The 22,633-nt window shown below is 67.4% G+C and carries 26 protein-coding genes and 2 tRNA genes; 15 read left to right on the top strand and 13 right to left on the bottom strand.

The features are described from left to right. Nucleotides 1-57 precede the first annotated feature (57 nt). Nucleotides 58-585 (top strand): OsmC family protein, encoded by a 528-nt coding sequence (locus tag AC1DB8_RS05135; RefSeq protein WP_441417555.1) that lies wholly within the window; start codon nucleotides 58-60, stop codon nucleotides 583-585. Here AC1DB8_RS05135 and AC1DB8_RS05130 read toward each other — a convergent pair. Continuing rightward, entirely contained in the window at nucleotides 573-1,580 is a 1,008-nt protein-coding gene (locus AC1DB8_RS05130) for an NAD-dependent epimerase/dehydratase family protein (RefSeq protein WP_441417554.1), read from the bottom strand. The genes AC1DB8_RS05135 and AC1DB8_RS05130 overlap by 13 nt on opposite strands. A gap of 88 nt (nucleotides 1,581-1,668) precedes the next feature. Between AC1DB8_RS05130 and AC1DB8_RS05125 the strand changes: the two genes are divergently transcribed. The 4 genes from AC1DB8_RS05125 (at nucleotide 1,669) to AC1DB8_RS05110 (ending at nucleotide 4,034) form a co-directional block, all read left to right on the top strand. Continuing rightward, nucleotides 1,669-2,328, top strand: coding sequence for a mechanosensitive ion channel family protein (locus AC1DB8_RS05125; protein ID WP_441417553.1), 660 nt, complete (start codon nucleotides 1,669-1,671; stop codon nucleotides 2,326-2,328). 1 nt (nucleotide 2,329) lies between these two features. Next, nucleotides 2,330-2,788: a globin gene (locus AC1DB8_RS05120; protein ID WP_441417552.1), complete on the top strand. Its 459-nt coding sequence runs from the start codon at nucleotides 2,330-2,332 to the stop codon at nucleotides 2,786-2,788. Between the two features lie 136 nt (nucleotides 2,789-2,924). Continuing rightward, the gene (locus tag AC1DB8_RS05115) at nucleotides 2,925-3,368 is read left to right on the top strand and encodes a GNAT family N-acetyltransferase (protein WP_476892372.1); all 444 of its coding nucleotides are present in this window, start codon (nucleotides 2,925-2,927) and stop codon (nucleotides 3,366-3,368) included. A 36-nt stretch (nucleotides 3,369-3,404) separates the two neighbouring features. After that, the gene (locus AC1DB8_RS05110; RefSeq protein ID WP_476892371.1) at nucleotides 3,405-4,034 is read left to right on the top strand and encodes a CG0192-related protein; all 630 of its coding nucleotides are present in this window, start codon (nucleotides 3,405-3,407) and stop codon (nucleotides 4,032-4,034) included. A gap of 43 nt (nucleotides 4,035-4,077) precedes the next feature. Here AC1DB8_RS05110 and AC1DB8_RS05105 read toward each other — a convergent pair whose 3' ends face one another. Continuing rightward, nucleotides 4,078-4,737 (bottom strand): DUF8185 domain-containing protein, encoded by a 660-nt coding sequence (locus AC1DB8_RS05105; RefSeq protein WP_441417549.1) that lies wholly within the window; start codon nucleotides 4,735-4,737, stop codon nucleotides 4,078-4,080. Between the two features lie 63 nt (nucleotides 4,738-4,800). Between AC1DB8_RS05105 and tesB the strand changes: the two genes are divergently transcribed. Then, the gene (tesB, locus tag AC1DB8_RS05100) at nucleotides 4,801-5,781 is read left to right on the top strand and encodes an acyl-CoA thioesterase II (protein ID WP_476892370.1); all 981 of its coding nucleotides are present in this window, start codon (nucleotides 4,801-4,803) and stop codon (nucleotides 5,779-5,781) included. 78 nt (nucleotides 5,782-5,859) lie between these two features. On the opposite strand, the gene ettA is transcribed toward tesB, so the two are convergent. The 3 genes from ettA to AC1DB8_RS05085 form a co-directional block, all read right to left on the bottom strand. After that, the gene (gene ettA / locus AC1DB8_RS05095; protein WP_346960802.1) at nucleotides 5,860-7,542 is read right to left on the bottom strand and encodes an energy-dependent translational throttle protein EttA; all 1,683 of its coding nucleotides are present in this window, start codon (nucleotides 7,540-7,542) and stop codon (nucleotides 5,860-5,862) included. 88 nt (nucleotides 7,543-7,630) lie between these two features. Beyond that, on the bottom strand, nucleotides 7,631-8,086 hold the full coding sequence (locus AC1DB8_RS05090; RefSeq protein ID WP_476892669.1) for a DUF6993 domain-containing protein: 456 nt from the start codon (nucleotides 8,084-8,086) through the stop codon (nucleotides 7,631-7,633). An 80-nt stretch (nucleotides 8,087-8,166) separates the two neighbouring features. Next, nucleotides 8,167-8,709: a single-stranded DNA-binding protein gene (locus AC1DB8_RS05085; RefSeq protein WP_476892369.1), complete on the bottom strand. Its 543-nt coding sequence runs from the start codon at nucleotides 8,707-8,709 to the stop codon at nucleotides 8,167-8,169. 256 nt (nucleotides 8,710-8,965) lie between these two features. Between AC1DB8_RS05085 and AC1DB8_RS05080 the strand changes: the two genes are divergently transcribed. Next, nucleotides 8,966-9,038: transfer RNA gene (locus AC1DB8_RS05080), tRNA-Arg, on the top strand. Nucleotides 9,039-9,127: 89 nt separating this feature from the next. Here the strand turns inward: AC1DB8_RS05080 and AC1DB8_RS05075 are convergent. Then, nucleotides 9,128-10,144 (bottom strand): magnesium and cobalt transport protein CorA, encoded by a 1,017-nt coding sequence (locus tag AC1DB8_RS05075; RefSeq protein ID WP_441417546.1) that lies wholly within the window; start codon nucleotides 10,142-10,144, stop codon nucleotides 9,128-9,130. A 237-nt stretch (nucleotides 10,145-10,381) separates the two neighbouring features. On the opposite strand from AC1DB8_RS05075, the gene AC1DB8_RS05070 reads away from it, so the two are divergent. Then, nucleotides 10,382-10,891 carry a LapA family protein gene (locus AC1DB8_RS05070; RefSeq protein WP_476892368.1) on the top strand — a complete coding sequence of 170 codons (510 nt, stop codon included), beginning with the start codon at nucleotides 10,382-10,384 and terminating at the stop codon, nucleotides 10,889-10,891. Between the two features lie 31 nt (nucleotides 10,892-10,922). Here the strand turns inward: AC1DB8_RS05070 and map are convergent, their stop codons facing one another. Then, nucleotides 10,923-11,690 (bottom strand): type I methionyl aminopeptidase, encoded by a 768-nt coding sequence (gene map, locus AC1DB8_RS05065; RefSeq protein ID WP_476892367.1) that lies wholly within the window; start codon nucleotides 11,688-11,690, stop codon nucleotides 10,923-10,925. 40 nt (nucleotides 11,691-11,730) lie between these two features. Beyond that, entirely contained in the window at nucleotides 11,731-13,296 is a 1,566-nt protein-coding gene (gene mptB / locus AC1DB8_RS05060; RefSeq protein WP_441417543.1) for a polyprenol phosphomannose-dependent alpha 1,6 mannosyltransferase MptB, read from the bottom strand. Between the two features lie 158 nt (nucleotides 13,297-13,454). Here mptB and orn point away from each other — a divergent pair, with 158 nt between their 5' ends. From orn to def, 4 genes are all read left to right on the top strand, one after another. Then, nucleotides 13,455-14,102: an oligoribonuclease gene (gene orn, locus AC1DB8_RS05055; protein WP_441417542.1), complete on the top strand. Its 648-nt coding sequence runs from the start codon at nucleotides 13,455-13,457 to the stop codon at nucleotides 14,100-14,102. A 131-nt stretch (nucleotides 14,103-14,233) separates the two neighbouring features. After that, nucleotides 14,234-14,306: transfer RNA gene (locus AC1DB8_RS05050), tRNA-His, on the top strand. A 107-nt stretch (nucleotides 14,307-14,413) separates the two neighbouring features. Continuing rightward, entirely contained in the window at nucleotides 14,414-15,568 is a 1,155-nt protein-coding gene (locus tag AC1DB8_RS05045) for an acyl-CoA dehydrogenase family protein (RefSeq protein WP_441417541.1), read from the top strand. A gap of 46 nt (nucleotides 15,569-15,614) precedes the next feature. Then, nucleotides 15,615-16,187: a peptide deformylase gene (gene def / locus AC1DB8_RS05040; RefSeq protein ID WP_306909767.1), complete on the top strand. Its 573-nt coding sequence runs from the start codon at nucleotides 15,615-15,617 to the stop codon at nucleotides 16,185-16,187. A 158-nt stretch (nucleotides 16,188-16,345) separates the two neighbouring features. On the opposite strand, the gene ppk2 is transcribed toward def, so the two are convergent. Next, on the bottom strand, nucleotides 16,346-17,242 hold the full coding sequence (gene ppk2, locus AC1DB8_RS05035; RefSeq protein WP_441417540.1) for a polyphosphate kinase 2: 897 nt from the start codon (nucleotides 17,240-17,242) through the stop codon (nucleotides 16,346-16,348). 134 nt (nucleotides 17,243-17,376) lie between these two features. Between ppk2 and AC1DB8_RS05030 the strand changes: the two genes are divergently transcribed. Together AC1DB8_RS05030 and AC1DB8_RS05025 are read left to right on the top strand one after the other, a co-directional pair. Continuing rightward, nucleotides 17,377-18,339, top strand: coding sequence for a 1-phosphofructokinase family hexose kinase (locus AC1DB8_RS05030; RefSeq protein WP_476892366.1), 963 nt, complete (start codon nucleotides 17,377-17,379; stop codon nucleotides 18,337-18,339). 99 nt (nucleotides 18,340-18,438) lie between these two features. Continuing rightward, a complete protein-coding gene (locus tag AC1DB8_RS05025; RefSeq protein WP_441417538.1) occupies nucleotides 18,439-19,005 on the top strand; it encodes a hypothetical protein in 567 nt (188 codons plus the stop codon). Nucleotides 19,006-19,024: 19 nt separating this feature from the next. Here AC1DB8_RS05025 and AC1DB8_RS05020 read toward each other — a convergent pair whose 3' ends face one another. The 4 genes from AC1DB8_RS05020 to AC1DB8_RS05005 all read right to left on the bottom strand — a co-directional run bounded on the left by AC1DB8_RS05020 (nucleotide 19,025) and on the right by AC1DB8_RS05005 (nucleotide 22,156). After that, on the bottom strand, nucleotides 19,025-19,312 hold the full coding sequence (locus AC1DB8_RS05020) for a hypothetical protein (RefSeq protein ID WP_441417537.1): 288 nt from the start codon (nucleotides 19,310-19,312) through the stop codon (nucleotides 19,025-19,027). Nucleotides 19,313-19,439: 127 nt separating this feature from the next. Continuing rightward, nucleotides 19,440-20,237 (bottom strand): HNH endonuclease family protein, encoded by a 798-nt coding sequence (locus AC1DB8_RS05015; protein WP_441417536.1) that lies wholly within the window; start codon nucleotides 20,235-20,237, stop codon nucleotides 19,440-19,442. Nucleotides 20,238-20,387: 150 nt separating this feature from the next. Next, nucleotides 20,388-20,597: a hypothetical protein gene (locus tag AC1DB8_RS05010; protein WP_175320883.1), complete on the bottom strand. Its 210-nt coding sequence runs from the start codon at nucleotides 20,595-20,597 to the stop codon at nucleotides 20,388-20,390. A gap of 65 nt (nucleotides 20,598-20,662) precedes the next feature. Further along, complete coding sequence (locus AC1DB8_RS05005) at nucleotides 20,663-22,156, bottom strand: glyceraldehyde-3-phosphate dehydrogenase (RefSeq protein WP_441417535.1); 1,494 nt, start codon at nucleotides 22,154-22,156, stop codon at nucleotides 20,663-20,665. Between the two features lie 283 nt (nucleotides 22,157-22,439). On the opposite strand from AC1DB8_RS05005, the gene AC1DB8_RS05000 reads away from it, so the two are divergent. Further along, complete coding sequence (locus AC1DB8_RS05000; protein ID WP_175320881.1) at nucleotides 22,440-22,592, top strand: hypothetical protein; 153 nt, start codon at nucleotides 22,440-22,442, stop codon at nucleotides 22,590-22,592. Nucleotides 22,593-22,633: the final 41 nt, after the last annotated feature.

The following is a 22,633-nucleotide window of genomic DNA, read 5'->3' as shown; positions in this document are numbered from 1 at the left end:
GGCACCGCTCTCGGCGGCGCCGGGGTCCTGCCGTTCCTGCGCCGTTAGACTGGCCGCATGAACCTCGACGAGCACCACTACGCCCTGACGGTTCGCTGGACCGGGAACCTGGGCAGCGGGACGTCCTCCTACCGGGGCTACTCGCGCGACCACGACGTCGAGATCCCCGGGCTGCCGGTCTTGAAGGGCTCTGCGGACCCCACGTTCCACGGCGACCGGGAGCGGTACAACCCGGAGCAGCTGCTGCTGGCGGCGCTCTCGCAGTGCCACATGCTGTCCTTTTTGCACGTCGCCGTGAAGCACGGCGTGGTGGTGACCGGCTATGAGGACCGTGCCGAGGGCGTGATGCGGACCAACCGCGACGGCAGCGGCCAGTTCGAATCGGTCACGCTCAAACCCCGGGTCACGACGGCGGCCCCGGTGGCCGGGGAACTTTTCGAGGAACTGCACCGCGGAGCGAACGCGGTGTGCTTCATCGCCCGGAGCGTCAACTTCCCGGTCCGGCACGAGGCCTCAGCCGCCGTGGAACCGGTTCCCGGTGCACCGGATCCGGCGGATCCGGCAGCAGATGCTCAGGCGGACTGAAACTCGGTCTGGAACTCGAGTAGCAGCCGGCGCTCGACGTCCGGGGTGAGCCCCGCCTGGCGCTCCCGGTGGAGTCCGCGGCGGCGCTCGTCCGCCAGCGTGTCCCGCAGCGTCCGGGTCCACGGCCGCAACTGCAGTCCCGCGGCGCGGGCCGCCGCGTTGCTGCGGGCTGCAAAGCCCTCGTGGCCGGGCGGGAGCCACAACGGAAGCGAGTCCGGACCGGCCCAGTAGTTCACCCCGCGTTCGGCGAGCCAGTCGGCCGGGGCGGCCACCACCTCCGCAGCTCCCCCCGACAGTTGCCGTGACTCTTCGAGGTACTCGGCGAACGGCACCGGTTCGCCGACCGCGTTCAGCGCCCCGGTGACGCCGGCCTCCGCCGCCAGCAGCAGCCAGGCGGCGAGGTCCCGGACATCGATGATCTGGGTGGGATCCGCCGGAATGTCCGGAACCAGCACCGGCCCCGGGTCCCGGGCGAAACGGGCGGGCCAGTAGCCGTAGCGGTCCGAGCCATCCCCCGGCCCTCCGATCAGCCCGGCCCGGCAAAGGTGCGCCCGGTCCCCGGCTAGTTCCGTTGTCAGTTGTTCGATGGCCGACTTTGCCTCGCCGTAGTTCTCCATGGTCGCCTCGATTCCCGCCGCCAGCGGGGCGAGCACGGCGGCGTCCTCGGCCGTGCCCGGGACGGAAGGGTCCGCGTAGACCGAACAGCTCGAAACGAAGGTCCAGTGGCGGGCCGTTCCGGCCAAGGTTTCGAGTGCCTCCCGCGCCTGGCGGGGGTCCCGGGCGACGTCGATGACGGCGTCCCAGTCCCCAGCGCCGGCGGCGCCGGCGTAGGCGGCAGGGCCCAGCGAGCGGTCCGCTTTCAGCCAGCTGGCGCCCTCCGGCGGGGCCGACCGACTCCCGCGGGCCAGGCACATGACGTCGTGCCCGGCGGCGACGGCCTGCCGGGCAATTTCTGCTGACAGGAAGGCGGTGCCGCCGAGGACCAGGATGCGCATGGGGCCACGCTACGGCGCTAATGTGGAAGCTGAACAGAATGTTATGCGCCCGGCGAACGCGGGCGCCCCTAAGGAGTAAACCCTGCTGATGTACAGCCTGACCACCGCCGAGCCCCTCACGCCGCCGGACATCTCGGCAGTCAACCTGCCGGGCGTCCTGATCAGCATCGGCGTTGGCGTCGCCACCTGGCTGGTGGCGTCCTTCGTGATCGCGGGCATCACGAAGCGGGTTGCCGCCGGAACCACGTTCTTCAAGAAACCGCATTTCCGCTGGGTGGCACCCGCGCTTCGTGCCCTGGACCATCAGCGGCGCGAGCAGCGCGCCAACACAATCGGTTCGCTGCTCAACAGCGTGGTCAGCGTGCTCGTCGTCGTCATCACGGTGATGTACGTCCTGCAGAACCTCAATGTGAACATCGCCCCATTGCTGACCAGCGTCGGCATCCTCGGCGTCGCGATCGGTTTCGGCGCCCAGCAGCTGATCCGCGATTTCCTGGCCGGCATCTTCATCACCATCGAGGACCAGTACGGCATCGGCGACATCATCGAAACGTCCGAAGTGGTGGGAACGGTCGAGTCCATGGGCCTGCGCATCACCCGAGTCAGGGCCGAGGACGGCACCGTCTGGTACCTGCGCAACGGCGAAATCCTGCGGGTGGGCAACCGTTCGCAGGGCAGCTACGTGGCGCCCGACAGCGGGCTGGCGGACGACGCCGGCTCCTCAACCCAGCAACAGGCCGGAGAATAAAATGTCGATCCCCATTTCCGGCGAACCCCGCCAGCCCAAGATGCTGATGCAGAACGATCCGTTCAGCCAGCCCGGTTACACCGACAACTTCTATGACGCCGTGGGCGGCCACGACACGTTCGTGAAGCTGATCGATGTGTTTTACGACGGCGTCGCGACCGACCCGCTGCTGCGCCCGATGTATCCGGAAGAGGACCTCGGGCCGGCCAAGCGGCGGTTCCTGATGTTCCTGGAACAGTACTGGGGCGGCCCCACCACGTACGGCGAGGAGCGCGGCCACCCGCGGCTGCGGATGCGGCACCAGCCGTTCCGCGTCACGCCCGAGGCGAAGGATGCCTGGCTGCACCACATGCGCACCGCCGTCGATGCGCTGGACCTGCCGCCGCTCTACGAGGGGACCCTCTGGGACTACATGGAGCGGGCCGCGCTCTCGATGGTCAACAGCCCTTCCGGGGCCTAGGACCGGACGTGGAAAGACCCCGGAGGCACTTGGGGGAATGCCTCCGGGGTCTTTCTGCGTCCAGAATACCCTGCCGGGTATGGGGCGGCAAGTATTCCGTCCCAGGACCGTCGCGGGGATTAGTAAGGTACTTCCCATGCCAATAATCCGCGACGAATGGCCCGGGGACCGCCCCGCCCTTGCAGCGCTCAGGGCCACATGGGCCGCGGAACAGGAGCCGGAACCGCAGGACGGTCACGGCTTCGAAGAGATCTACGGCGACTGGATGGACGCCAACCCGCGGAAGTTCTTTGTCGCCGAGGTGGATGGCCGACTGGTCGGGATGCTCAACCTCCTGGTCTTCGAGCGGATGCCCAAACCGGGGAAACCGCCCTCCTGCTGGGTCTACCTCGGCAACGTCTATGTGCTGCCGGATTTCCGGAACGCCGGCATCGGAGCACAGTTGGTCCAGGCGGCGGTTGAGTTCTCGCGGGGCCTCAACGCGGCCCGGATGGTGCTTTCGCCATCGCCTGCGTCCCGGGACTTCTACGCCCGGCTGGGGTTCCAGCCTGCCGAAGAACTCAGCATCCTCCGGTTCTGACCGGGACGGCACCCCGGTCCGGCTAGGCTGACGATCATGGCGATCATTCATCAGGCTGAGCTGCAGCCCACAAAACTTGAACTCCTCCAAGGCTGGCTGCCGCGCCAACCCTGGTTCACGGCAACCGCCGCGGCGCTGGGGAAGGTGGGCGCCTTCCGGTTCGACGACCCCGAAGGCGAAGTTGGCATCGAGACGATCCTCGTCGCCGCTGACGGTAGCGTGTTCCAGGTGCCGCTGAGCTACCGGGGATCGCCCCTGCACGGCGCCGAAGCGTCCTTGATCGGCACCATGCAGCACTCGGTCCTCGGCGAACGGTGGGTTTACGACGCCGTCGGCGATCCCTGCTACCTGGACGCCTTGGCTGCCGCCATTTTGACGGGCGAGCCCCAGGCGCAGCACTTTTTGGACGTCGATGGCAGGCTTGAGCCGATGCCGGAGTCCGTCCTCGTTGGCAGCACCGGGCCGCTGCGTTCCGCGGCGCCGGCCCTCGGCCCCGGCACAGCCTCCAGCACGGACGCGGAAACGGTGGTCCGGACCGGAGCGCTGGAGCTGCTGGTCAGCCGCCGGCTTCAACTGGCGGAACAGACCGCTGGCCCTGAGTCCCTCACCGCTACCTGGGCCGGACAGCGGACCCCGGTCAGACTCGCGTCCGTCACGGCGGACTGAGCAGGTCGTCCGCCAGCCGGCCGCCCCTCTGGACCTGGCGGCTCTAAAGTCCCGAGCCGGCGCGGACCAGGACGTGGCCGCGGGGGCTGCTGAGCCGGAACCAGCGGCCCGAACGGAAGAGGCTTTGTTCGCCGTCGGCCAGGAAGCCCAGCGTCAGCGCGGCGAACGCGGCCCCGGCGGGCAGTCCGCCGGCGTCGGGCAACTCCCGGCCCCAGACGGTCGCCCGGGCGTTGTTCACGATCAGGGCGCCGGGCTTGTCCGGGATGATGGCTGCGATCTCGGTGATGCCTGCCTCCGCGGCCTGCCGCAGGACAGTGTCCGGCAGCGCGCCGAGCGGCTCCCAGCCGGTGCGGGGTGCGCCGACGCCGGCCCACGATTCGGTGACGGCCATCGGCGGCACCGGGAGTTCGACGTCGTCGGCGCCCGCGCGGGCCAGACGGTCCAGCACGGCAGAGAGCGGGACGGTCACATCGAGCTCGGCCGGCGCTGCCAGCGCCACGGTCCGGAGCCCCAGGATGGTGGGGGTTGCCTCCCCCAGCAGCCGCGGCCGGAGCACGCAGACGTACGCGGCCAGGACCGGCCCGCTGGCGTTCAGCCGGATGGCGCCGTCCTCGACGGCCCGGGCGCGGGTGGCGAAGGTGCGCAGGTCGGCGAGGTCGCGGGGATCGGTGAACTGCAGGGGCTGGGTTAGGACGTCAGACACAATCTTGACTCTACCGGCTGTGCCTCTTTTGAGCCGTGCCGGGGTGCCGTCTAGAGTCAAACCATGACTGAAGCCGAAGCCGGATTGCAGGCGATGCCCACCGAGGACCCCACCTCCTCGCTGATCCAACTCCTGAACCTCGGCGAGCTGGAGGGCGCACGGACCGACGAGGACATCTTCATGGGCCCCTCGCAGAAGCAGCCGCGGCAGCGCGTCTTCGGCGGCCAGGTGCTGGCCCAGTCCCTCGTGGCGGGCAGCCGCACTGTTCCGGACGGCCGCGGGGTCCACTCCATGCATGGCTATTTCCTCCGGCCGGGCGACGCCAACAAGCCCATCACCTTCGGCGTCCAGAGGTTGCGCGACGGCCGTTCCTTTTCCGCGCGCCGGGTCCACGCGTACCAGGAGGGCATGCCCATCCTGTCGATGATCGCGTCCTTCCAGGACGAGGATGAAGGAATCGAGCACCAGACCCAGATGCCCGCCGGGATTCCGGACCCGGAGTCGCTGCCGAGCACGGCTGACCTGCTGGGCAAGTACGACCACCCGGTGGCCCGCCACTGGGCCTACGAGCGCCCCTTCGACATCCGCCATGTGGATCCAGCCCTGTACGTCTCCGCGAAAGGCCCGAAGGAAGCCCGGAACGCGGTCTGGATGCGTACCTTCGGCCCGATGCCCGATGACCCGGAGATGCACCGCGCCGCACTGGCCTATGCCAGCGACTACACGCTGCTGGAATCCGTCCTGCGCAAGCACGGCATGAGCTGGATTACCCCGGGAATGTCCGTCGCCAGCCTGGACCACGCCATGTGGTGGCACCGGCCCGTCCGCGTGGACGAGTGGTTGCTCTACGTCCAGGAATCCCCCAGCGCCCAGGGTGCCCGCGGCCTGGCTACCGGCAAGATCTTCAGCCGCGACGGCCGGCACGTCGCGACGGTGGCCCAGGAAGGCATGATCCGGGTGCCGACCGACTTCAAGAACAAGGTCAAGGGCGCCGTCCAGACCAAGGTGCTGGAGCACCAGATGCGCAAGGCCGACCGCGGCTGACGCGGACACGCGAAAGGCCCGGCTCCCCACGGGGAGCCGGGCCTTTCGCGTAGGCCCTGGCGGGACCGCTTTGCGGACTTAGTCGCGGGTCAGGCGGCGGTGCGTCACCCGGTGCGGCTTGGCCGCGTCGGGGCCGAGGCGCTCGATCTTGTTCTCCTCGTAGGATTCGAAGTTGCCCTCGAACCAGTACCACTTGGAGGGGTTCTCCTCGTCGCCTTCGTAGGCGAGGATGTGCGTGGCCACCCGGTCCAGGAACCAGCGGTCGTGCGAGACCACGACGGCGCAACCCGGGAATTCGAGCAGGGCGTTTTCGAGGCTGCTGAGAGTCTCGACGTCGAGGTCGTTGGTCGGTTCGTCGAGGAGCAGCAGGTTACCGCCCTGCTTGAGCGTGAGGGCCAGGTTCAGGCGGTTGCGCTCACCACCGGAAAGCACGCCGGCCTTCTTCTGCTGGTCCGGGCCCTTGAAGCCGAACGCGGCAACGTAGGCGCGGGACGGCATCTCGACCTGGCCGACCTGGATGAAGTCGAGGCCGTCGGAAACGACCTCCCACAGGGTCTTGTTCGGGTCGATTCCGCCACGGCTCTGGTCAGCGTAGGAGATCTTGACGGAGTCGCCGATCTTCAGTTCGCCGCCGTCGAGGGGCTCCAGCCCGACGATCGTCTTGAACAGAGTGGTCTTGCCGACACCGTTCGGGCCGATGACGCCGACGATGCCGTTGCGCGGCAGCGTGAAGGACAGGCCGTCGATCAGGGTGCGGTCCTCGAAGCCCTTCTGGAGGTTCTTGGCCTCCAGGACCAGGCCGCCCAGCCGCGGTCCCGGCGGGATCTGGATCTCTTCGAAGTCGAGCTTGCGGGTACGGTCCGCCTCGGCGGCCATTTCCTCGTAGCGTGCCAGACGGGCCTTGGACTTGGTCTGGCGGCCCTTGGCGTTGGAGCGGACCCACTCGAGTTCCTCGGAGAGGCGCTTGGCCTGCTTGGCGTCCTTCTTGCCCTGGACCTCCAGGCGGGCACGCTTCTTCTCGAGGTACGTGGAGTAGTTGCCCTCGTACGGGTACAGGTGGCCGCGGTCCACCTCGGCGATCCACTCGGCCACATGGTCCAGGAAGTACCGGTCGTGGGTGACGGCGAGGACTGCGCCCGGGTAGGAGGACAGGTGCTGTTCAAGCCACAACACGCTCTCGGCATCGAGGTGGTTGGTGGGCTCGTCAAGGAGCAGCAGGTCCGGCTTCTGCAGCAGGAGCTTGCAGAGGGCGACGCGTCGGCGCTCACCACCGGAGAGAAGCGTGACATCGGCGTCGGCCGGCGGGCAGCGCAGGGCATCCATGGCCTGCTCGAGCTGGGAGTCGAGATCCCAGGCGTCGGCGGCGTCGATGGCTTCCTGCAACTGGCCCATTTCCTCAAGGAGAGCGTCGTAGTCAGCGTCGGGGTTGGCCATCTCTTCGGAGATCTCGTTGAAGCGCTGGATCTTGCCGTAGATCTCGCCGACGCCTTCCTGGACGTTGCCCAGAACGGTCTTGTCCTCGTTCAACGGCGGCTCCTGCAGCAGGATGCCGACGGTGTAGCCGGGGCTCAGCCGGGCCTCGCCGTTGGAGGGAGTGTCCAGGCCGGCCATGATCTTGAGAATGGTGGACTTACCGGCACCATTCGGGCCAACAACACCAATCTTGGCCCCCGGGAAGAAGGACATGCTCACGTCGTCGAGGATAAGTTTTTCGCCAACGGCCTTGCGGGCCTTGGTCATTGTGTAGATAAATTCCGCCATGCCTACAAATCTAGTGGCTTGACGCGGATAACTCACATTCCGGTCCCCCGGCCAGCCGGCGGCCCGGCATCTGGTCTGCGGACGGTCTCTAGGCGGGTCTGCCCGCGAAACAGCGGCCATCCGCCAAGACTGTCAACACGGTCACCGCCACCGTACCGTTGCGCAGTTGGGCCACGACGCAGTCCCGGTCTTGCCGGACCGCAGCCTCTACAGCGTCAGCCTGCAGCCCGGTAGGGGTTCGGCTCGCCGTGACTTCGATGCCGTCCCGCGGGAATCCGGCTTCGACGAGGGCCGCCCGGATCTGTTCCGTTCCGGGCTCGGCCTCCCTGGCCAGCTTCGCCAAAGCCGCCTCAAGCCGGGCGGCGGCCGCGGAGGTGGCAGGGCGCGCTGTCGCTGCCGCGGAAGGGATCCGGGCGGGTGCGGGCCGGGCCGTGCCCGGCGGTGTTTCCGCGGAGAGGACGCCCCCCGGCGCTCCCCCACTGCCCCCAGCGGCCGCCGAACAACCCGCCGTTGATGCAAGCAGCAGGATAAGCGCCCCGAGCACCGGCAGCACCGCCTGGTCTTGAGAGTTCGTCCGGGCTCGCTTCACCCGGCAATTCTGCCATGGGCTGCAGTCCGGCGGCCTCAGGCGGCGGCCCCCTTCAATTCGCCGGTCTCTGCGTCAAAATCCTGCTCGTCGTCGCCCGACCCGGCATCGTCGGCCCCTGCATCGTCCGCGTCGACGTCCACGCCGCGGTCGTCGTCATGGGCGTCGTGGCCGCTCCCGGTGCGTTCGGGGGCTGCGGCGTCCTGTCCGGGCACCGGGCCATTAGCGGCGGTGCGCGTGAAGTTGGCGGACCCCCACATCAGGTCGTGGCCGACAGACTCGGCGTCGATTTCTGCCACGTGATAAACGCGGCCGTCCTTTTCCCAGCTGCGCATCTTAAGCCGGCCCACGATGATGACGCGCTGGCCCTTTTTGATGCTGCAGCCCATGTTTCCGGCCAGCTGGCGGTATCCCTGCACCGTGAACCAGTTGGTGTTTCCGTCCACCCATGCGTTTGCGGAGCGGTCAAAGCGCCGCTCCGTCGAGCCCAGCCGGAAGGAAGCGGTGGCGACCCCGCCCGGCGTCGTCGTGCTCCTGATCTCCGAGGCGACGAAGCCGCGGACCGTGATGCTGTCGTTCATTGGTCTGTCCTGTCTTGAGTAGTCGCTGTCCTGAACAAGCCCTGTCTTGAGTACGCTCGGTCGATTTGGTCTTGCCCCACCGAGCAGTTCCAGCTTCACGTGCGGGCGCGTCGGACGGCAGTGCGGGATTCCGCTATGTGGAAAACCTGGTCGGCCAGGCACAGGCATTTGCGGGCACGATTGACTGGCGGAGCGCGCGGGGCCCTGTAAACTTCTTGAGGCGTCCCCGGCAGTAGCCTGTCGGCACGCCGAACGTGCCCCAGTAGCTCAGGGGATAGAGCAGCGGCCTTCTAATCCGCCGGTCGGGGGTTCGATTCCCTCCTGGGGCACAACGTGCGGCCCTGGTCGCGGCTTATCCGCCGCCCAGGGCCGCACCCCTGCCGCCCCGAAGCCCGCTCTGACGCGAAGCCGGGCCCCTTCAGATCCATTTGTTGTGCCGGAAGGTCAGGTAAAGGGCCACGCCCATCACCAGCATCAGCCCGAGCGCCATCGGATAGCCAAATACCCAGTCGAGCTCCGGGATCAGGCGGAAGTTCATCCCGTAGATCGACGCGATCAACGTGGGCGCGAAGAGAATGGCGGCCCAGGACGAGATCCGCTTGGTCTGTTCGTTCTGGGCGATGCTCGACTCCGTGAGGAGCCGCATTTCATCGTTCTGTCGCTGCGCCACGAGGGCGGCGTTGACCGCGAGAGCGTTCTGGAGCAGGGCGCGGAACGCAGTGATCCGTTCACTCAGGCGCAGCACATGGTCCAGCACATCGCGGAAGTGGTCCTGCAGTTCCGGGCCCGGCACGTGGTTGGGGGCGCCGGCCCGGAGAGCCTGCAGGATGCCGGTGAGCGGCGCCGTGGCGCGCTGGAACATGATCACCTGCCGCGAGAGTTCGTAGATCCTGCGGGAGACTCCCGGATCTGCCGCGAACAGCTCGTCTTCAATCTCGTCGACGTCGTTCTCCAGGCCGGCGGCAACTGGCTCGTACTCATCGACCACCTGGTCGAGGATGGCGTACAGCACGGCATCCGGCCCAAGGGCCAGGAAGTCCGGCTGGGACTCCATCCGACGGCGCACCCGGGCCAGGTCCGGTGATTCCGCGTGGCGGACGGTGACCACAAAATCGGGCCCGGTGAAAATATGGATCTCGCCGAACTGGACCTTCTCCACCTCATCCAGGTACCGGGCCGGGCGCAGCACCAGGAAGTGGGTGTCGCCGTAGTGTTCCAGCTTGGCGCGCTGATGGCCGGCGAGCGCGTCTTCCACCGCCAGATGGTTCAGGTCGAATTCCTCGGCCACCGAGCGAAGCTCCGCTGCGTCCGGACGGTAGAGCCCGATCCAGGCCATGCCCTGGCGCTGCCGCAACAGGAAATACGTCTCGTCCAGGTCCTCAGGGTCCGCGGTCCGGTACCCGTCCACGTAGACGGCGTTGTCGACGATCGTCACGGCCATGCCTCCTCGCCTGAACCGCCCGCTCCGGGCGCCCCTTTGGCTGTGACGCTATACCCCCGCCCGCCCGGTGCCAACAGCCTGCCTTCCTGCGTTTGCCGCGGCCGGACTGAGCCGCAACGCACCCCTAGGCTGCAAGCCTCCCGAGCCATGAGCACGCTTAGTATTGAGGTGACAGGCGGGGCACCAGGGAAAGCCTGAGCGACCCGCCCGCAATCGAAAGGTACGGCCGCCATGACCCAGACACCCCACGGATTCGATCCGCAGGATCCGCGCAACGCCGCTCCCGCGCAGTACCCGGTGACTGCTGAGGCCCCGTCCGGCTCCGTTGAGGGCTACCCCGCCGGCGGCACGGCAGACAGCACCGACGCCGGCGCCGGGGCCCCCGTCGACGCCATAGCCGTTCCGCGCGAAGAAGCTCCCCGTGCCGGTACGCCGGAACCGACGGCCGCCGCACCGGAACCCCGCCGGGTCACCCGCGCGGGCATGGTGTGGACTGCGGTTGCCAGCGCGCTGGTGGTGCTGATCCTGCTGATCGTCTTCATCCTGCAGAACCAGGTCTATGTCCAGGTGAAGTTCTTCGGCCTGGAGGGCTCCGTCCCGCTCGGCGTTGCCCTCTTCATCGCGGCGGTCGGCGGCGGTGTGCTGGTCGCGATCGCCGGGGCGGCCCGCATCATCCAGCTGCGGCTCGCAACGCACCGCCAGCGCATCCGACTGGCTGGCCAGGCCACGCGGAGCCGCTGACCACCAGCGGGCGCGGCGCCGTCCGCCGGCCCTATGGCAGCGTCAATATGACCGGGCCCTCCGCGGTGATCGCCACGGTGTGCTCGCTGTGGGCGGCGCGGCGTCCGTTGGCCGATCGGAGGGTCCATTCGTCGTCGTCGTGGTAGTAGTCGCCGTTGCCGCCGAGGATCAGCATGGGTTCGATCGCGATGACCAGACCTTCGGTCAGCTTGATGCCCCGGCCCGGCCGGCCGTCGTTGGGCACGGGCGGCTCTGCGTGCATGGTCCGGCCAATGCCGTGGCCGCCGTGGTCGGCGAGCAGCCCGTAGCCGGCCCGGCGCGCGGCCCCGCCGATCGCGTACGCCACGTCGCCCATCTTGTTGCCGATCCGCGCCGCTTCAATGCCGCGGGCCAGCGCCTCGTCGGTGGCGTCGATCAGCGCCTGGTCCACCGGGTCTGCCGTGCCCACAATGAAGCTGACGGCGGCATCCCCGCACCAGCCCGCCAAGAAGGCACCGCAGTCCACACTGAGCAGGTCGCCGTCCTCGAGCCGGTAGTCGTTGGGGATGCCATGCACCACGGCGTCGTTGACCGAGGTGCAGATCACGCCGGGGAAAGGGACGGAAGCCCAGCGGGGACGGTAGTTCAGGAATGCCGGCGTGGCGCCCGCCTCGGCCATCACTTGCGCGGCCACGCCGTCGAGCTCCTTGAGGGACACGCCGACGGCGGCAGCCTCGCGTACCTGCGCCAGCGCGTTAGCCACCACCCGTCCGGCCTCGCGCATCAGGGCGATCTCTTCGGGGCTCTTGATCATGGACATGGGGCTTCCTTCCGACGCGGGAGCAGGTGGCTCCGGAGGCTCAGATGACGGGCCGGGTGGTCACCGGTTCCGATGGCTTGCTGAACAGCTGTTTGGTTTTCGGGTCGAGGAAGATCAGGTACAGCGCGAACAGCAGGGCGATGATGGCAGCGGCGTTGCGGGCCAGGGCGAGCGCGAGGCCCAGGTCGTCGGTCTGCAGGTAGGGGAAGACTTCCAGCTGGTCCGAAATGGCGTAGACCATGAAGAAGGACACCATGAAGTACAACGCCTTGACCTGCCAGTCGTCCCGGATGCCGGTCACCGCAAAGAGCGGGATGAGCCAGACGACGTACCAGGACTGGATCATCGGTGCCAGGAAGACGACGGCGGCGAAGGCCAGGGTGAGCCGGCGCATCAGCCGGTCGAAGTCGCCGCGGAAGATCTGCCAGCCGACGATGCCGAGCGCCAGCAGCTTCCCGGCGTCGTACACCCACTTGGCCATCCCCCAGCCGTCCAGGCTGAAGGCGTTGAAGATCGAGGCGACAATGAGCCCCAGCAGGCCGACCGGTGCGTACCAGATCCAGATGCTGCCCGGGGCGGAGAGCCCGTTGATCCAGCCGAAGCCGAAGCCGTTTACCAGGCTCATCGCGTACAGCAGCGCCAGGCTGAGGCCGGCGGTGAGCGCCCAGAAGACGAACTTGCGCGGCCAGCTGGCGTTCTTGCCGGCCCACAGCAGGCCAATGAACGGCAGGAACACGATCGTGATGGGTTTGACCGAGATGGAAAGCGTGACCAGGACCAGGCCCAGCAGCACGCGTTTGGTGGCGCAGTAGTAGAGGCCGGCGAGGGCCAGGCCGATCATCAGGGCATCGTTGTGCACACTGGCGATGAAGTTGGTCAGAAACAGCGGGTTGGCGGCGGTGAGCCAGAGGGCACGGTGCGGGTTGACGCCGTGCAGCTCGGCCAGTTTCGGCACGTAGATCACGCAGAGCACGATTCCGAGCAGGGCCGCGAGCCGGAACAGCATGATGCTGGCCTCGGGGTGGACGTTCGTGGACCAGACCACGAACTGTTCGATCCAGAGGAAGAGCTGTCCGTACGGCACGGGAGCCTCGGTCCACATCTTGTCCGCGCCCAGCTGGAAGTAGTTCGACAGCGCCGAGATGCCGTTCTCGTAGGGGTTGAACCCTTCGACCATCAGCCGGCCCTGGCCGATATAGGCGTAGACATCGCGGCTGAACAAGGGGACGGAGAACATCATCGGCAGCCCCCACGCAGCCACCGCCAGCAGCGTCGCCTTGCGGGCCCCGGGGCCCCAGCTCCGCACGCGCTGCCCCAGCCGGAGCCAGGCGCGGACCAGGAGCATTCCGCCGACCGCCAGGAGCACAATGCTCAGCCCGACACCCACCGCCTCGGTCCGCATCCAGATGAACAAGGGTAGGCGCCGCAGTTCGGACACCGGAGCGAGCCAGCCGACGCCCAGCGAGCCGACCGCCATGAACACGGAGCCAAGGAATCCGGCAAGGATCGGCGACCTGGCATTATCCACATCGGCAACAACGGCCTTCGGAGACTGGCGGGAGGTACCGGCAGCCGTTTCCCCCGCCGCAGGTACAGGCGCCGTCATCTCAGGATCGTCCAATCTCTTGTGGGGCTCGTTTTGGCCCGCAACGGACCGACAAGCCGGCCATGGGGCACGCCGCGATGACGAAAATCTTCGACGGCCGCGTACCCGAAATCCTAGCACCGGACCGCTCAGCGGCGGCGGAACGGTAGGCTGGGCGGGTGCCTATATCTAATGAACGCATCGTGTGGATCGACTGCGAAATGACCGGCCTGGACTCCAAGAACGACGCCCTCATCGAGGTTGCGGCCCTGGTGACGGACTCGGAACTCAACATCCTCGGTGACGGCGTGGACGTCGTGATCAAGCCGGACGACGCCGCGCTGGCCCAAATGAACGACTTCGTGCGCGACATGCACACCCGGTCCGGGCTGCTGGCGGAACTCCCCCACGGCAAGACCATGGCCGAAGCCCAGGCCGCCGTGCTCGAGTACATCAAGAAGTGGGTGCCGGACCCGAAGAAGGCCCCGCTGGGCGGCAACTCGGTGGGCACCGACCGCGTGTTCCTGGTCCGCGACATGCCGGAACTGGTGGAGCACCTGCACTACCGCGTGATCGATGTCAGCACCATCAAGGAACTCTCCCGGCGCTGGTACGCCCGGGCGTACTTCCAGTCCCCCGCCAAGCTCGGCGGCCACCGTGCCCTGGGCGACATCAAGGATTCCATCGACGAGCTCCGCTACTACCGGGAGGCGGTCTTTGTGCCCGCACCGGGTCCGGACAGCGCCACGGCGCAGCGGATCGCGAAGTCGATCATGGCCCCTGCGGACGCCCCCGCCGAGGCGCCGGCAGCAGCACCCGCGGAGTAATCTCCACCACGTTTAGGGAAAATTTCGTCGAATTCGAGGAAAGTGGCAAAACCACCCCCAAACAGCAGGTAAGCTATTTGTCGTTGCCTTTTCAGCCAGACGGTTCGCCGGAAGGCATGGCGGGGCACATGGTGGGCGTAGCTCAGTTGGCAGAGCGCCTGGTTGTGGTCCAGGAGGTCGCGGGTTCAACCCCCGTCGCTCACCCTCACAAAGGACGGCAGAATTGTCCGACCTTTTCCAAAGGCCGCACCGGATATCCGGTGCGGCCTTTGTTGTCTGTCCAGTCTCGTCCGTGCGTGGAAGGAACCGCGATGAAGCGCCAGCTCTTTGAAGAAGACCACGAGATGTTCCGTGAGATGGCTGCGGAGTTCAACGCGCGGGCGGTGGCCCCGCACTACGGCCAGTGGGACCAGGACCACATGATGCCCCGTTCGCTCTGGACCGCGGCCGGCGAGCAGGGCCTGCTGGGGCTCGCCGTTCCCGAAGAATTCGGCGGCCTGGGCATGGACGACTACCGCTTCCGTGCCGTGCTGGACGAGGAGTTCGCCAAGAGCAACCACCTTGCCGTGGGGCTGGCCTTCCACCTGCACGATGACATGGTCCTCCCCCACCTGCTGGCCTACGGCTCCGACGATCTCAAAGCGCGCTGGCTGCCCGGCATGGTCTCCGGCGAGACGGTCACCTCGGTCGCCTGGACCGAGCCCGGCGCCGGATCGGACCTCCGCGGCATCCGCACCAAGGCCGTGCGCGACGGCGACGACTGGCTCATCACCGGCCAGAAGACCTTCATCGGCAACGGCATCTCCGGCGACGCGTCCCTGGTCTTGGCCCGCACCGACGGCAGCACCGGGCGGGGCGGCCGCGACTCCTTCTCGCTGTTCATGGTGCGCAAGTCCGAGGGCTACAACACCGGCAACCAGCTGGACAAAATGGGGCTGAAGGCCTCGGACACCGCTGAGCTGTTCTTCGACAACGTCCGGGTACCGCACGCGGACCTGGTCGGCGAAGAAGGCAAGGGGCTGCAGTACGCCGCCGAGCAGCTCCCCCAGGGCCGGCTGGCCATCGCCGTCGCCAGTTCCGCCGTCGTCCGCGCCGTCTACGAGGCGACCGTGACGTACACAAAGGACCGCAACGCGTTCGGCGAGCGGATCATCGATTTCCAGAACAGCCGCTTCGAACTGGCCGACATCCTCACCGAGGTCGAGGTCACTGAAACCTACGTGGACCAGGCCATCCGGGCTTTCAACGCGGGTGAACTCGACGCCGCCTCGGCGGCGCGGGCCAAGCTCTGGGCCTCCGAACGGGCCAAGTCCATCACCGACCGGTGCCTGCAGCTGCATGGCGGCTACGGCTACATCCTGGAGTACCCGGTGGCGCAGGCCTTCCTCGCGGCACGGTTGCTCACGATCTTCGGCGGCACGAACGAAATCATGCGCGACGTCGTCGGCCGCACCATCGCCGGCTGACCGTCGCAGCACCAGCAGCCAACAGCACTAAAGGAACTTTTTCGACATGACAGTCCTACCCATCACGATCTGGGGCGAACCCGTGCTGCACCGCCGGGCCGCCGAAGTTGAAGTCTTCGACGACGAACTCCGCACCCTGATCGCGGACATGTTCGAGACCAACGACGCCGCCAACGGCGTCGGCCTGGCCGCGCCCCAGGTCGGTGTGGGCAAGCGGCTTTTCGTGTACAAGTACGCCAACGACGACGGCGCCCCGCCCTCCGGCGTCGTCGTCAACCCGGTGCTGACCCTCTCCAAAGTCTCCGGGGCGCTGCCGGACCCGGACGAGGAAGAGGAAGGCTGCCTGTCCTTCCCGGGCGGGCAGTACCCGCTCAAACGCGCCGAATGGGCCCGGGTGCAGGGCTTCGACGGCGACGGCAAACCCGTCGAGTTCGAGGCAACGGGCTGGTTCGCGCGCGTGATCCAGCACGAGTACGACCACCTGGACGGCAAGCTGTACGTCAATCGGCTGATCGACCGCTACGCCCGTAAGGCGATGAAGCAGGCCAAGAAGAGCGGCTGGGGCGTCCCCGGTTTGACCTGGATGCCGGGTGTAGACCCGGATCCCTTCGGCCACTAGCCCCGGCGGGCTAGTCCCCGTTCGGACTGCGCCAGCAGGCGCGGAGTCTCCCCACCTTTGACGCCAACACGCAGGAAATCGCCGCGAATTTCGCGGGACGCGCCGGCGGCCGCCCCCAAAAGTGGGGAATTTCCGCCGTGGAGTTACGCCCCGGCGGGCTAGTCCTCGTTCGGTTTCAGCAGCTGGGCGGCATGGTCGGGGACGTAGCGGAACAAGTCCCGCGGCGGCCGGGTGTAATTGACGGCGCGCGGCCTCTGCGGGAGGGTAACCGGCTCCGTCCTGACTTCGGTGTAGTCGATGCTGGAGAGCAGGTGGGCGATCATGTTGATCCGGGCCCGGCGTTTGTCCTCTGCCTCCACCACAAACCACGGCGATTCCGCGGTATCCGTCTGCATGAACATGTCGTCCTTGGCCCGCGAGTAGTCCTCCCACCGCAGGATCGCCTCCCGATCCATCGGCGAGAGCTTCCATTGACGCAGCGGATCCTCCAGCCGGGACCTGAAACGCCGTTCCTGCTCCGCGTGGCTGATCGAGAACCAGTATTTGAACAGCAGGATCCCGTCCTGGATCAGCAGCCGTTCAAAGACCGGGCACTGGGCCATAAAGCGTTTGTGTTCCGCGGGCGTGCAGAATCCCATCACCCGTTCGACGCCGGCGCGGTTGTACCAGGAGCGGTCCATCAGCACGATTTCCCCGGCCGCCGGCAGGTGCTGTACGTAGCGCTGGAAGTACCATTCACCGCGCTCCCGCTCGGTGGGTACCGGCAGCGCCACGATCCGGGCAACGCGGGGATTCAGGTACTCGGTGACCCGCTTGATGGCGCTGCCCTTGCCGGCGGCGTCGCGCCCTTCAAAGATCACCAGCACCCGTGCGCCCGTGCTGCGGACCCATTCCTGCAACGCAACCAGCTCCGCCTGAAGCCGCGCCAGTTCCGCGGTGTAGACGCCGAGAGGCAGCCGGCCAGGCTGCCCCGGCTCCTCCCCCGGGCCGTCCTTATGGCGCGTGGGCTCCCGCCCGGCGCTACCCTTGCCCGTGTTTCTCTTGCGATGTGCCATGCGTCCCGCCCGGTCGTGGCGGCTGAATTCCAGCCTCCTGTCCTGCCGCGCCCATTCTTGCGGAGCGCCCCACTGCCCACAAGGGGATCTAGGCCCGGGGACAGTGTGAACGCCGTGCTCTTATGCTTGGCCCCATGGAAGCCACCACGCCGGCACAGCCCATCCTCACGGTCACCGTGAATCCAGCATTGGACATCAGCACCACCACCGGGGTGGTCACCAGCGGTCATAAGCTCCGTTGCGGACCCAGCCGCCTGGATCCGGGCGGCGGCGGCGTGAACGTGGCCCGGGTGGTCCAACGGCTCGGCGGACGTCCCCTGGCCATCTACACGGCGGGCGGCCCCACGGGCGAGGCCTACCGGAGACTGATCGAAGCGGAGCGGCTCCCCACACTGGTGGTTCCGATCCAGGGCAGCACCCGGCAGGACTTCACTGTCGATGAGACCTCCACCGGCAAGCAGTTCCGCTTTGTCCTGCAGGGACCCGAGCTGAGTGAACCCGAGTGGCGGCTGTGCCTGGCGCTCGTGGCGGATTCCATCCAGCCCGGCGGGTACGTGGTGGCAAGCGGCAGCCTGCCCCCCGGTGTACCGGATAACTTCTACGCCGAGGTGGCCAGGCTCGCGCGCGAGCAGAATGCGCGCTGCGTCGTCGACGCCTCAGGACCGGCCCTGGCCGCCGCCTTGTCCGAGGGGGTCTTCCTGGTCAAACCGAGCCGGCGGGAGCTCGGGCTGCATTTCGGCACGACCCTGGAGACCGAGCAAAGCGAGCTCGACGCCGCCATGGCGCTGGTGGCCGACGGATCCGCCGAACATGTCGCGCTGACCCTGGGCGGCCAGGGAGCAGTCCTGGCGTCCCAGGGCGGCACGCTCCGTCTGGCCGTGCCGCCGGTACGGGTGCAGAGCACGGTCGGTGCCGGCGACAGTTTCCTGGCAGCCTTCGTGCTCCGGCTGGCGCAGGGGCGCACGCTGGCTGATGCGTTCCGTTCGGCGGTCGCTGCCGGCAGCGCGACTGTCACCACACGCGCCACCGAGCTCTGCCACCGGGCCGACGTCGAGCGGCTCGAAGCAGAACTCGCGGAACAAGCCGCCCGGGCCTAGCCGGGAAACCGGCACTCCGCTGGCATGATGTGGCGCATGGGGGAAACCGAAACAAGCTCAAGACCGAGGCCGCGCACCTTCAAGGAGCCATCCGGCCGGGTGGTATCGCTCCTGGTCTGGGGAGGCAGCGCTGCCGGCATGGGCTGGCTGATGCTCGCGGGAAGGGGCGGGGCTGCCGTGGCGGCCGCGCCGTGGCTGGCTGCCGCGGCCCTGCTGGTCTATCTGACGCAGTGGCAGCCGAGGCTGATCGTGGGAGCCGACAAGTTTGACGTGGTCAACGGGCTCCGACGGCACCGGATCCCGTTCGCCGCCGTGGACGACGTCGAGGTCCGCTACTCCGTCACGGTGAGGGCTGCCGGTAGGAAGTATGTCAGCTGGGGTGCCCCGACGCCGCCCAGCGCCTTTGGCACCGGGTTCGAACAGGCCCGGGACTGGAAGGAACGCCCCTTCGGGATGCTGCCGTCCAATGAGCGCATGGGCCAGCCTCCGACGTCGGGCGGACGGGATGCGATTGTCCGGGCCTGGCAGGATGCCAGGCAGCCGGGCGCAACCAGCGGCCCCGGCCAGAGTTCGGCCGAGCGCACGGTCGTGTCCGAGTGGAACGTCCCGATGCTGGTCGTGGGGCTGGTCGTGGCCTGCTGGTGCCTCGTCTCATTGCTGTTCTGACTGCCGGACGGCCTGTGTCCTAAGGCATCACCTTGTAAAGCTCAATGACGGTCTCTTCCGGCGGGGATGTGAAGCCGCCCTCGATGCCGGCCTGCATTTTGGGCATCAGGATGCCGTCACGGAATTTCTCCCAGCTCTCCTGGGAATCGTGGACCGCCATGATTGTCCATCCACCGGCCGATGCGCCGCCGGCATGAAAGACCTGCCCCTCCGGCAAGCGGCCTTCGCCGGGATGAACCGCGGCAATGGACGCCTCGTACTGTTCCTTGGTTCCTCCCGGAAAAAAGTGCACAACTCCGTAGGCCATTTCTACTCCTCGAGTGGTGGGCCGTAGCTGACGATTCCAGTCCTAGACCTGGCAGTGTCGGGTGTCAATGAGCCGGGAATCGTTCCGCTCCCAACAGCGCAGACAGCAGCGCGAATCAGCCCGGACATCAGCGCGGCACGATGGTCTGCTGCCCCGGGCAGGCACCGAGAACCCGTTTCATCGCGTCCTTTTCGGCCGGCGTTACCCACAGCCCGTAGGCGGCCTTCACCGAGATTTGCCGGGCGACGTAGTGGCAGCGGAACGCCTTGTTCGGCGGCAGCCAGGTGGCGGCGTCGGACGCGCTCTTGTCCTGGTTGGCCTGCCCGTCCACGGCAATGAGGTTCAGCGGATCGTTGGCGAGGTGCTGGCGCTGCAGCGGACTCAGCTGCTGGGCCCCCTTTTGCCAGGCGTCCCCCAGCGCCACGACGTGGTCGATCTGCACGGCTTTGCTGGACGCCGCACCGCGCTGGAAGGCGATGGTCCGCCCGGTGTAGGGCTCCTGGAAGGTCCCGGATCCGACCCGGCAGCGGGAGCCTTCGGTGAACATGGCGCCGGCCAGGTCTCGGCGGAGGATGTCGTTGCGGGTGTCACAGCCGTTACGGTCGACGTCGAGCCACGCCTGGCCAAAGGCACTGCGGTTGTAGTTGCCGCTGGCTGCGCGGCCCTTGACCGGCAGCACCGACAGGAGGTCCACGGCGAGACCGGACGGCACGGCCCGAACCGGCGCGACCGGTTTCATCCAACCCGCCGCCAGCACGGGAGCCTCGGTGGGCCCCGCCACCCTCGGCTCTGCGATCGCAAATTGGCCGGCGGTGAAGAACCAGCCGAGGCCAGCCAGCAACGCCAGCATCGTGGCGCCCAGCAATGCCCAGGCCTGGCGCGACCGGCGCCGGGCGCGCCTGAAGTCGCGCCAGGTGACGGTCACGGAAGTTCCGGGGAGGGATGGGGCTGCTGCACCTCATCAGCCTAGGCCGGGGCACCGACAGCGGCCCGGTTGTCCACAGTGTGCAGGACAGGACAGGCTATGCCCCGGGGCTGGCGGCCGGACGGCCGCCGGCTGGTCAGTGCCGAGCGGTCACTGTTCCTTGGTGACCCGGCGGAGGTCCTCCTCGGCGAGATTCAGCAGCGCTTCCAACTGGCTGACCCGCGCGTCGTCGATCTCGCCGGCCTCGCGTTTGGCTCGGGCGTCGTCGAGGAGGCGCTTGGCTTCCTTGGCGTTCCGCCGGGCTACGTCGAGGGCATGTTCCAGGGTGGTTTCGTGCTCCACAGCCGAGTTCTGTTCCATGGCTCCATTGTGGTTCCCTTTCCCGGCCGATTCCAGCGAACCGGCCGGGAAGGTCCAAAGTGGGGCTACCCGACCTCGACCGGCAGCCCGGCAGCTTCGAGGGTCGCGGCCGCGTCCTTGGCCGGGAACGACGGCGGGTTCACGCCGGCCATTTCCTCCATCACACGGACCACCTGGCAGCTGTAACCGAATTCGTTGTCGTACCAGACGTAGAGGACAAGGTTCTTCTCGTTGCTGATGGTGGCGAGGCCATCGACGATGCCGGCGCGGCGGGAGCCGACGAAGTCGGTGGAGACAACCTCCGGCGAATCGATGTAGTCGACCTGCTTGCGCAGCTCCGAGTGCAGCGACATCTCGCGCAGGTAGTCGTTGACCTCATCCTTGGTGGTGCCGTTTTCCAGGCTCAGGTTCAGGATGGCCAGGGAGACATCCGGGGTGGGAACGCGGATGGAGCTGCCGGTCAGTTTGCCCAGGAGCTCGGGCAGGGCCTTGGCGACAGCCTTGGCGGCACCGGTCTCAGTGATGACCATGTTCAGCGCGGCGGAGCGGCCGCGGCGGTCACCCTTGTGGAAGTTGTCGATCAGGTTCTGGTCGTTGGTGAAGGAGTGGACCGTCTCTACGTGGCCGTGCACGACGCCGTAGCGGTCGTTGATCGCCTTTAGTACCGGCGTGATGGCGTTGGTGGTGCAGGACGCCGCCGAAACAATCTTGTCCGAATCCGTGATGGTGGCGTGGTTGATGCCGTGCACGATGTTTTTCAGCTCGCCCTTGCCCGGGGCGGTGAGCAGAACGCGGGAAACGCCCTTGCTCTGCAGGTGCTGGGAGAGGCCCTCGGCGTCGCGCCAGCGGCCGGTGTTGTCGACCACCAGTGCATCGTGGATGCCGTAGGCGGTGTAGTCCACCGTGGCCGGGTTGTCCGAGTAGATGACCTGGATCTGGACGCCGTTGGCAGTGATGGTGTCGTTCTCGAGGTCCACCTTGATGGTGCCTTCGAAGGACCCGTGCACCGAGTCGCGGCGCAGCAGGCTGGCGCGCTTGGTGAGGTCGTTGTCCGACCCGCGGCGCACCACGATCGCGCGCAGCCGCAGGCCGTGCCCGCCGCCGGCCTTCTCGATCAGGAGGCGGGCCAGGAGCCGGCCGATGCGGCCAAAGCCGTAGAGGACGACGTCGGTGCTGGTGCGGTCGTCGCCGCCGCGCTTGCCGACCACTTCGGCCAGCTCCTCGCGCAGGAAGTCGTCCAGGCTGATGCCGTTGCCTTCTACGCGGTACTTTTCGGTCAGGCGGGCAATGTCGATGGCTGCCGCGCCGAGGTCCAGCTTGGTGAGGGCGTCGAGCAGGGGCGCGGTCTCTTCGAGGCGCAGCTCTTCCTTGCTCATCCGGCGGGCAAAACGGTGCGCCTTGAGGATGTTCATGGTGGACTTATTGATCAGGCTCCGGCCGTGGATGGACGTCACCACGTTGTTTTCGCGGTACAGCCGGCCGATCACCGGAATCATGGCCTCGGCGAGCGCCTCCCGGCCCATCCACGTATCAAGACAAGAATCTGACGTCTGGCTCACAGAACTACCTTCCTAAAATCCACCACATACGTCCTCGTATGCGGAAGTCGGCTGCCGGCGGATCTCCGGAACCTGGACGCGGCGGGGATTCGGTCCACCCCGGGCGCCTGCATGGAGCGCAAAGAAAAAGCCACCGGCGGCGAACGCAGACCCGGTGGCAGAACATCTACGTTCGCTATCCATTCTAGAGCGGGGCGCCGGTCCAGGGGGCCGGAGGCGGCGTGAAATCACTCACACGAGCGGGGTCCGCCGCGTCACGCAGCCCTTGACGTAGGATGTCCAGATGGGACTCATAGTTGCACTACTTGTCATCTGGCTCATTCTTTCGATCCTGGGCTTCGTCGTGAAGGGCCTGCTTTGGCTGGCCGTCATCGGCCTGGTCCTGTTCGTCGCCACGGCGGCGTGGGGCTGGGTGAAGCGGAAGGCCAAGGCCTGATCCGAAACCTACACCTCGATCCAAACGGCAAGGACCGGCAC

This window comes from Arthrobacter sp. 10N410 (assembly GCF_056394945.1).
Note: the sequence above shows the minus strand (reverse complement) of the source record. Positions and strands in the feature narration are given on the sequence as shown.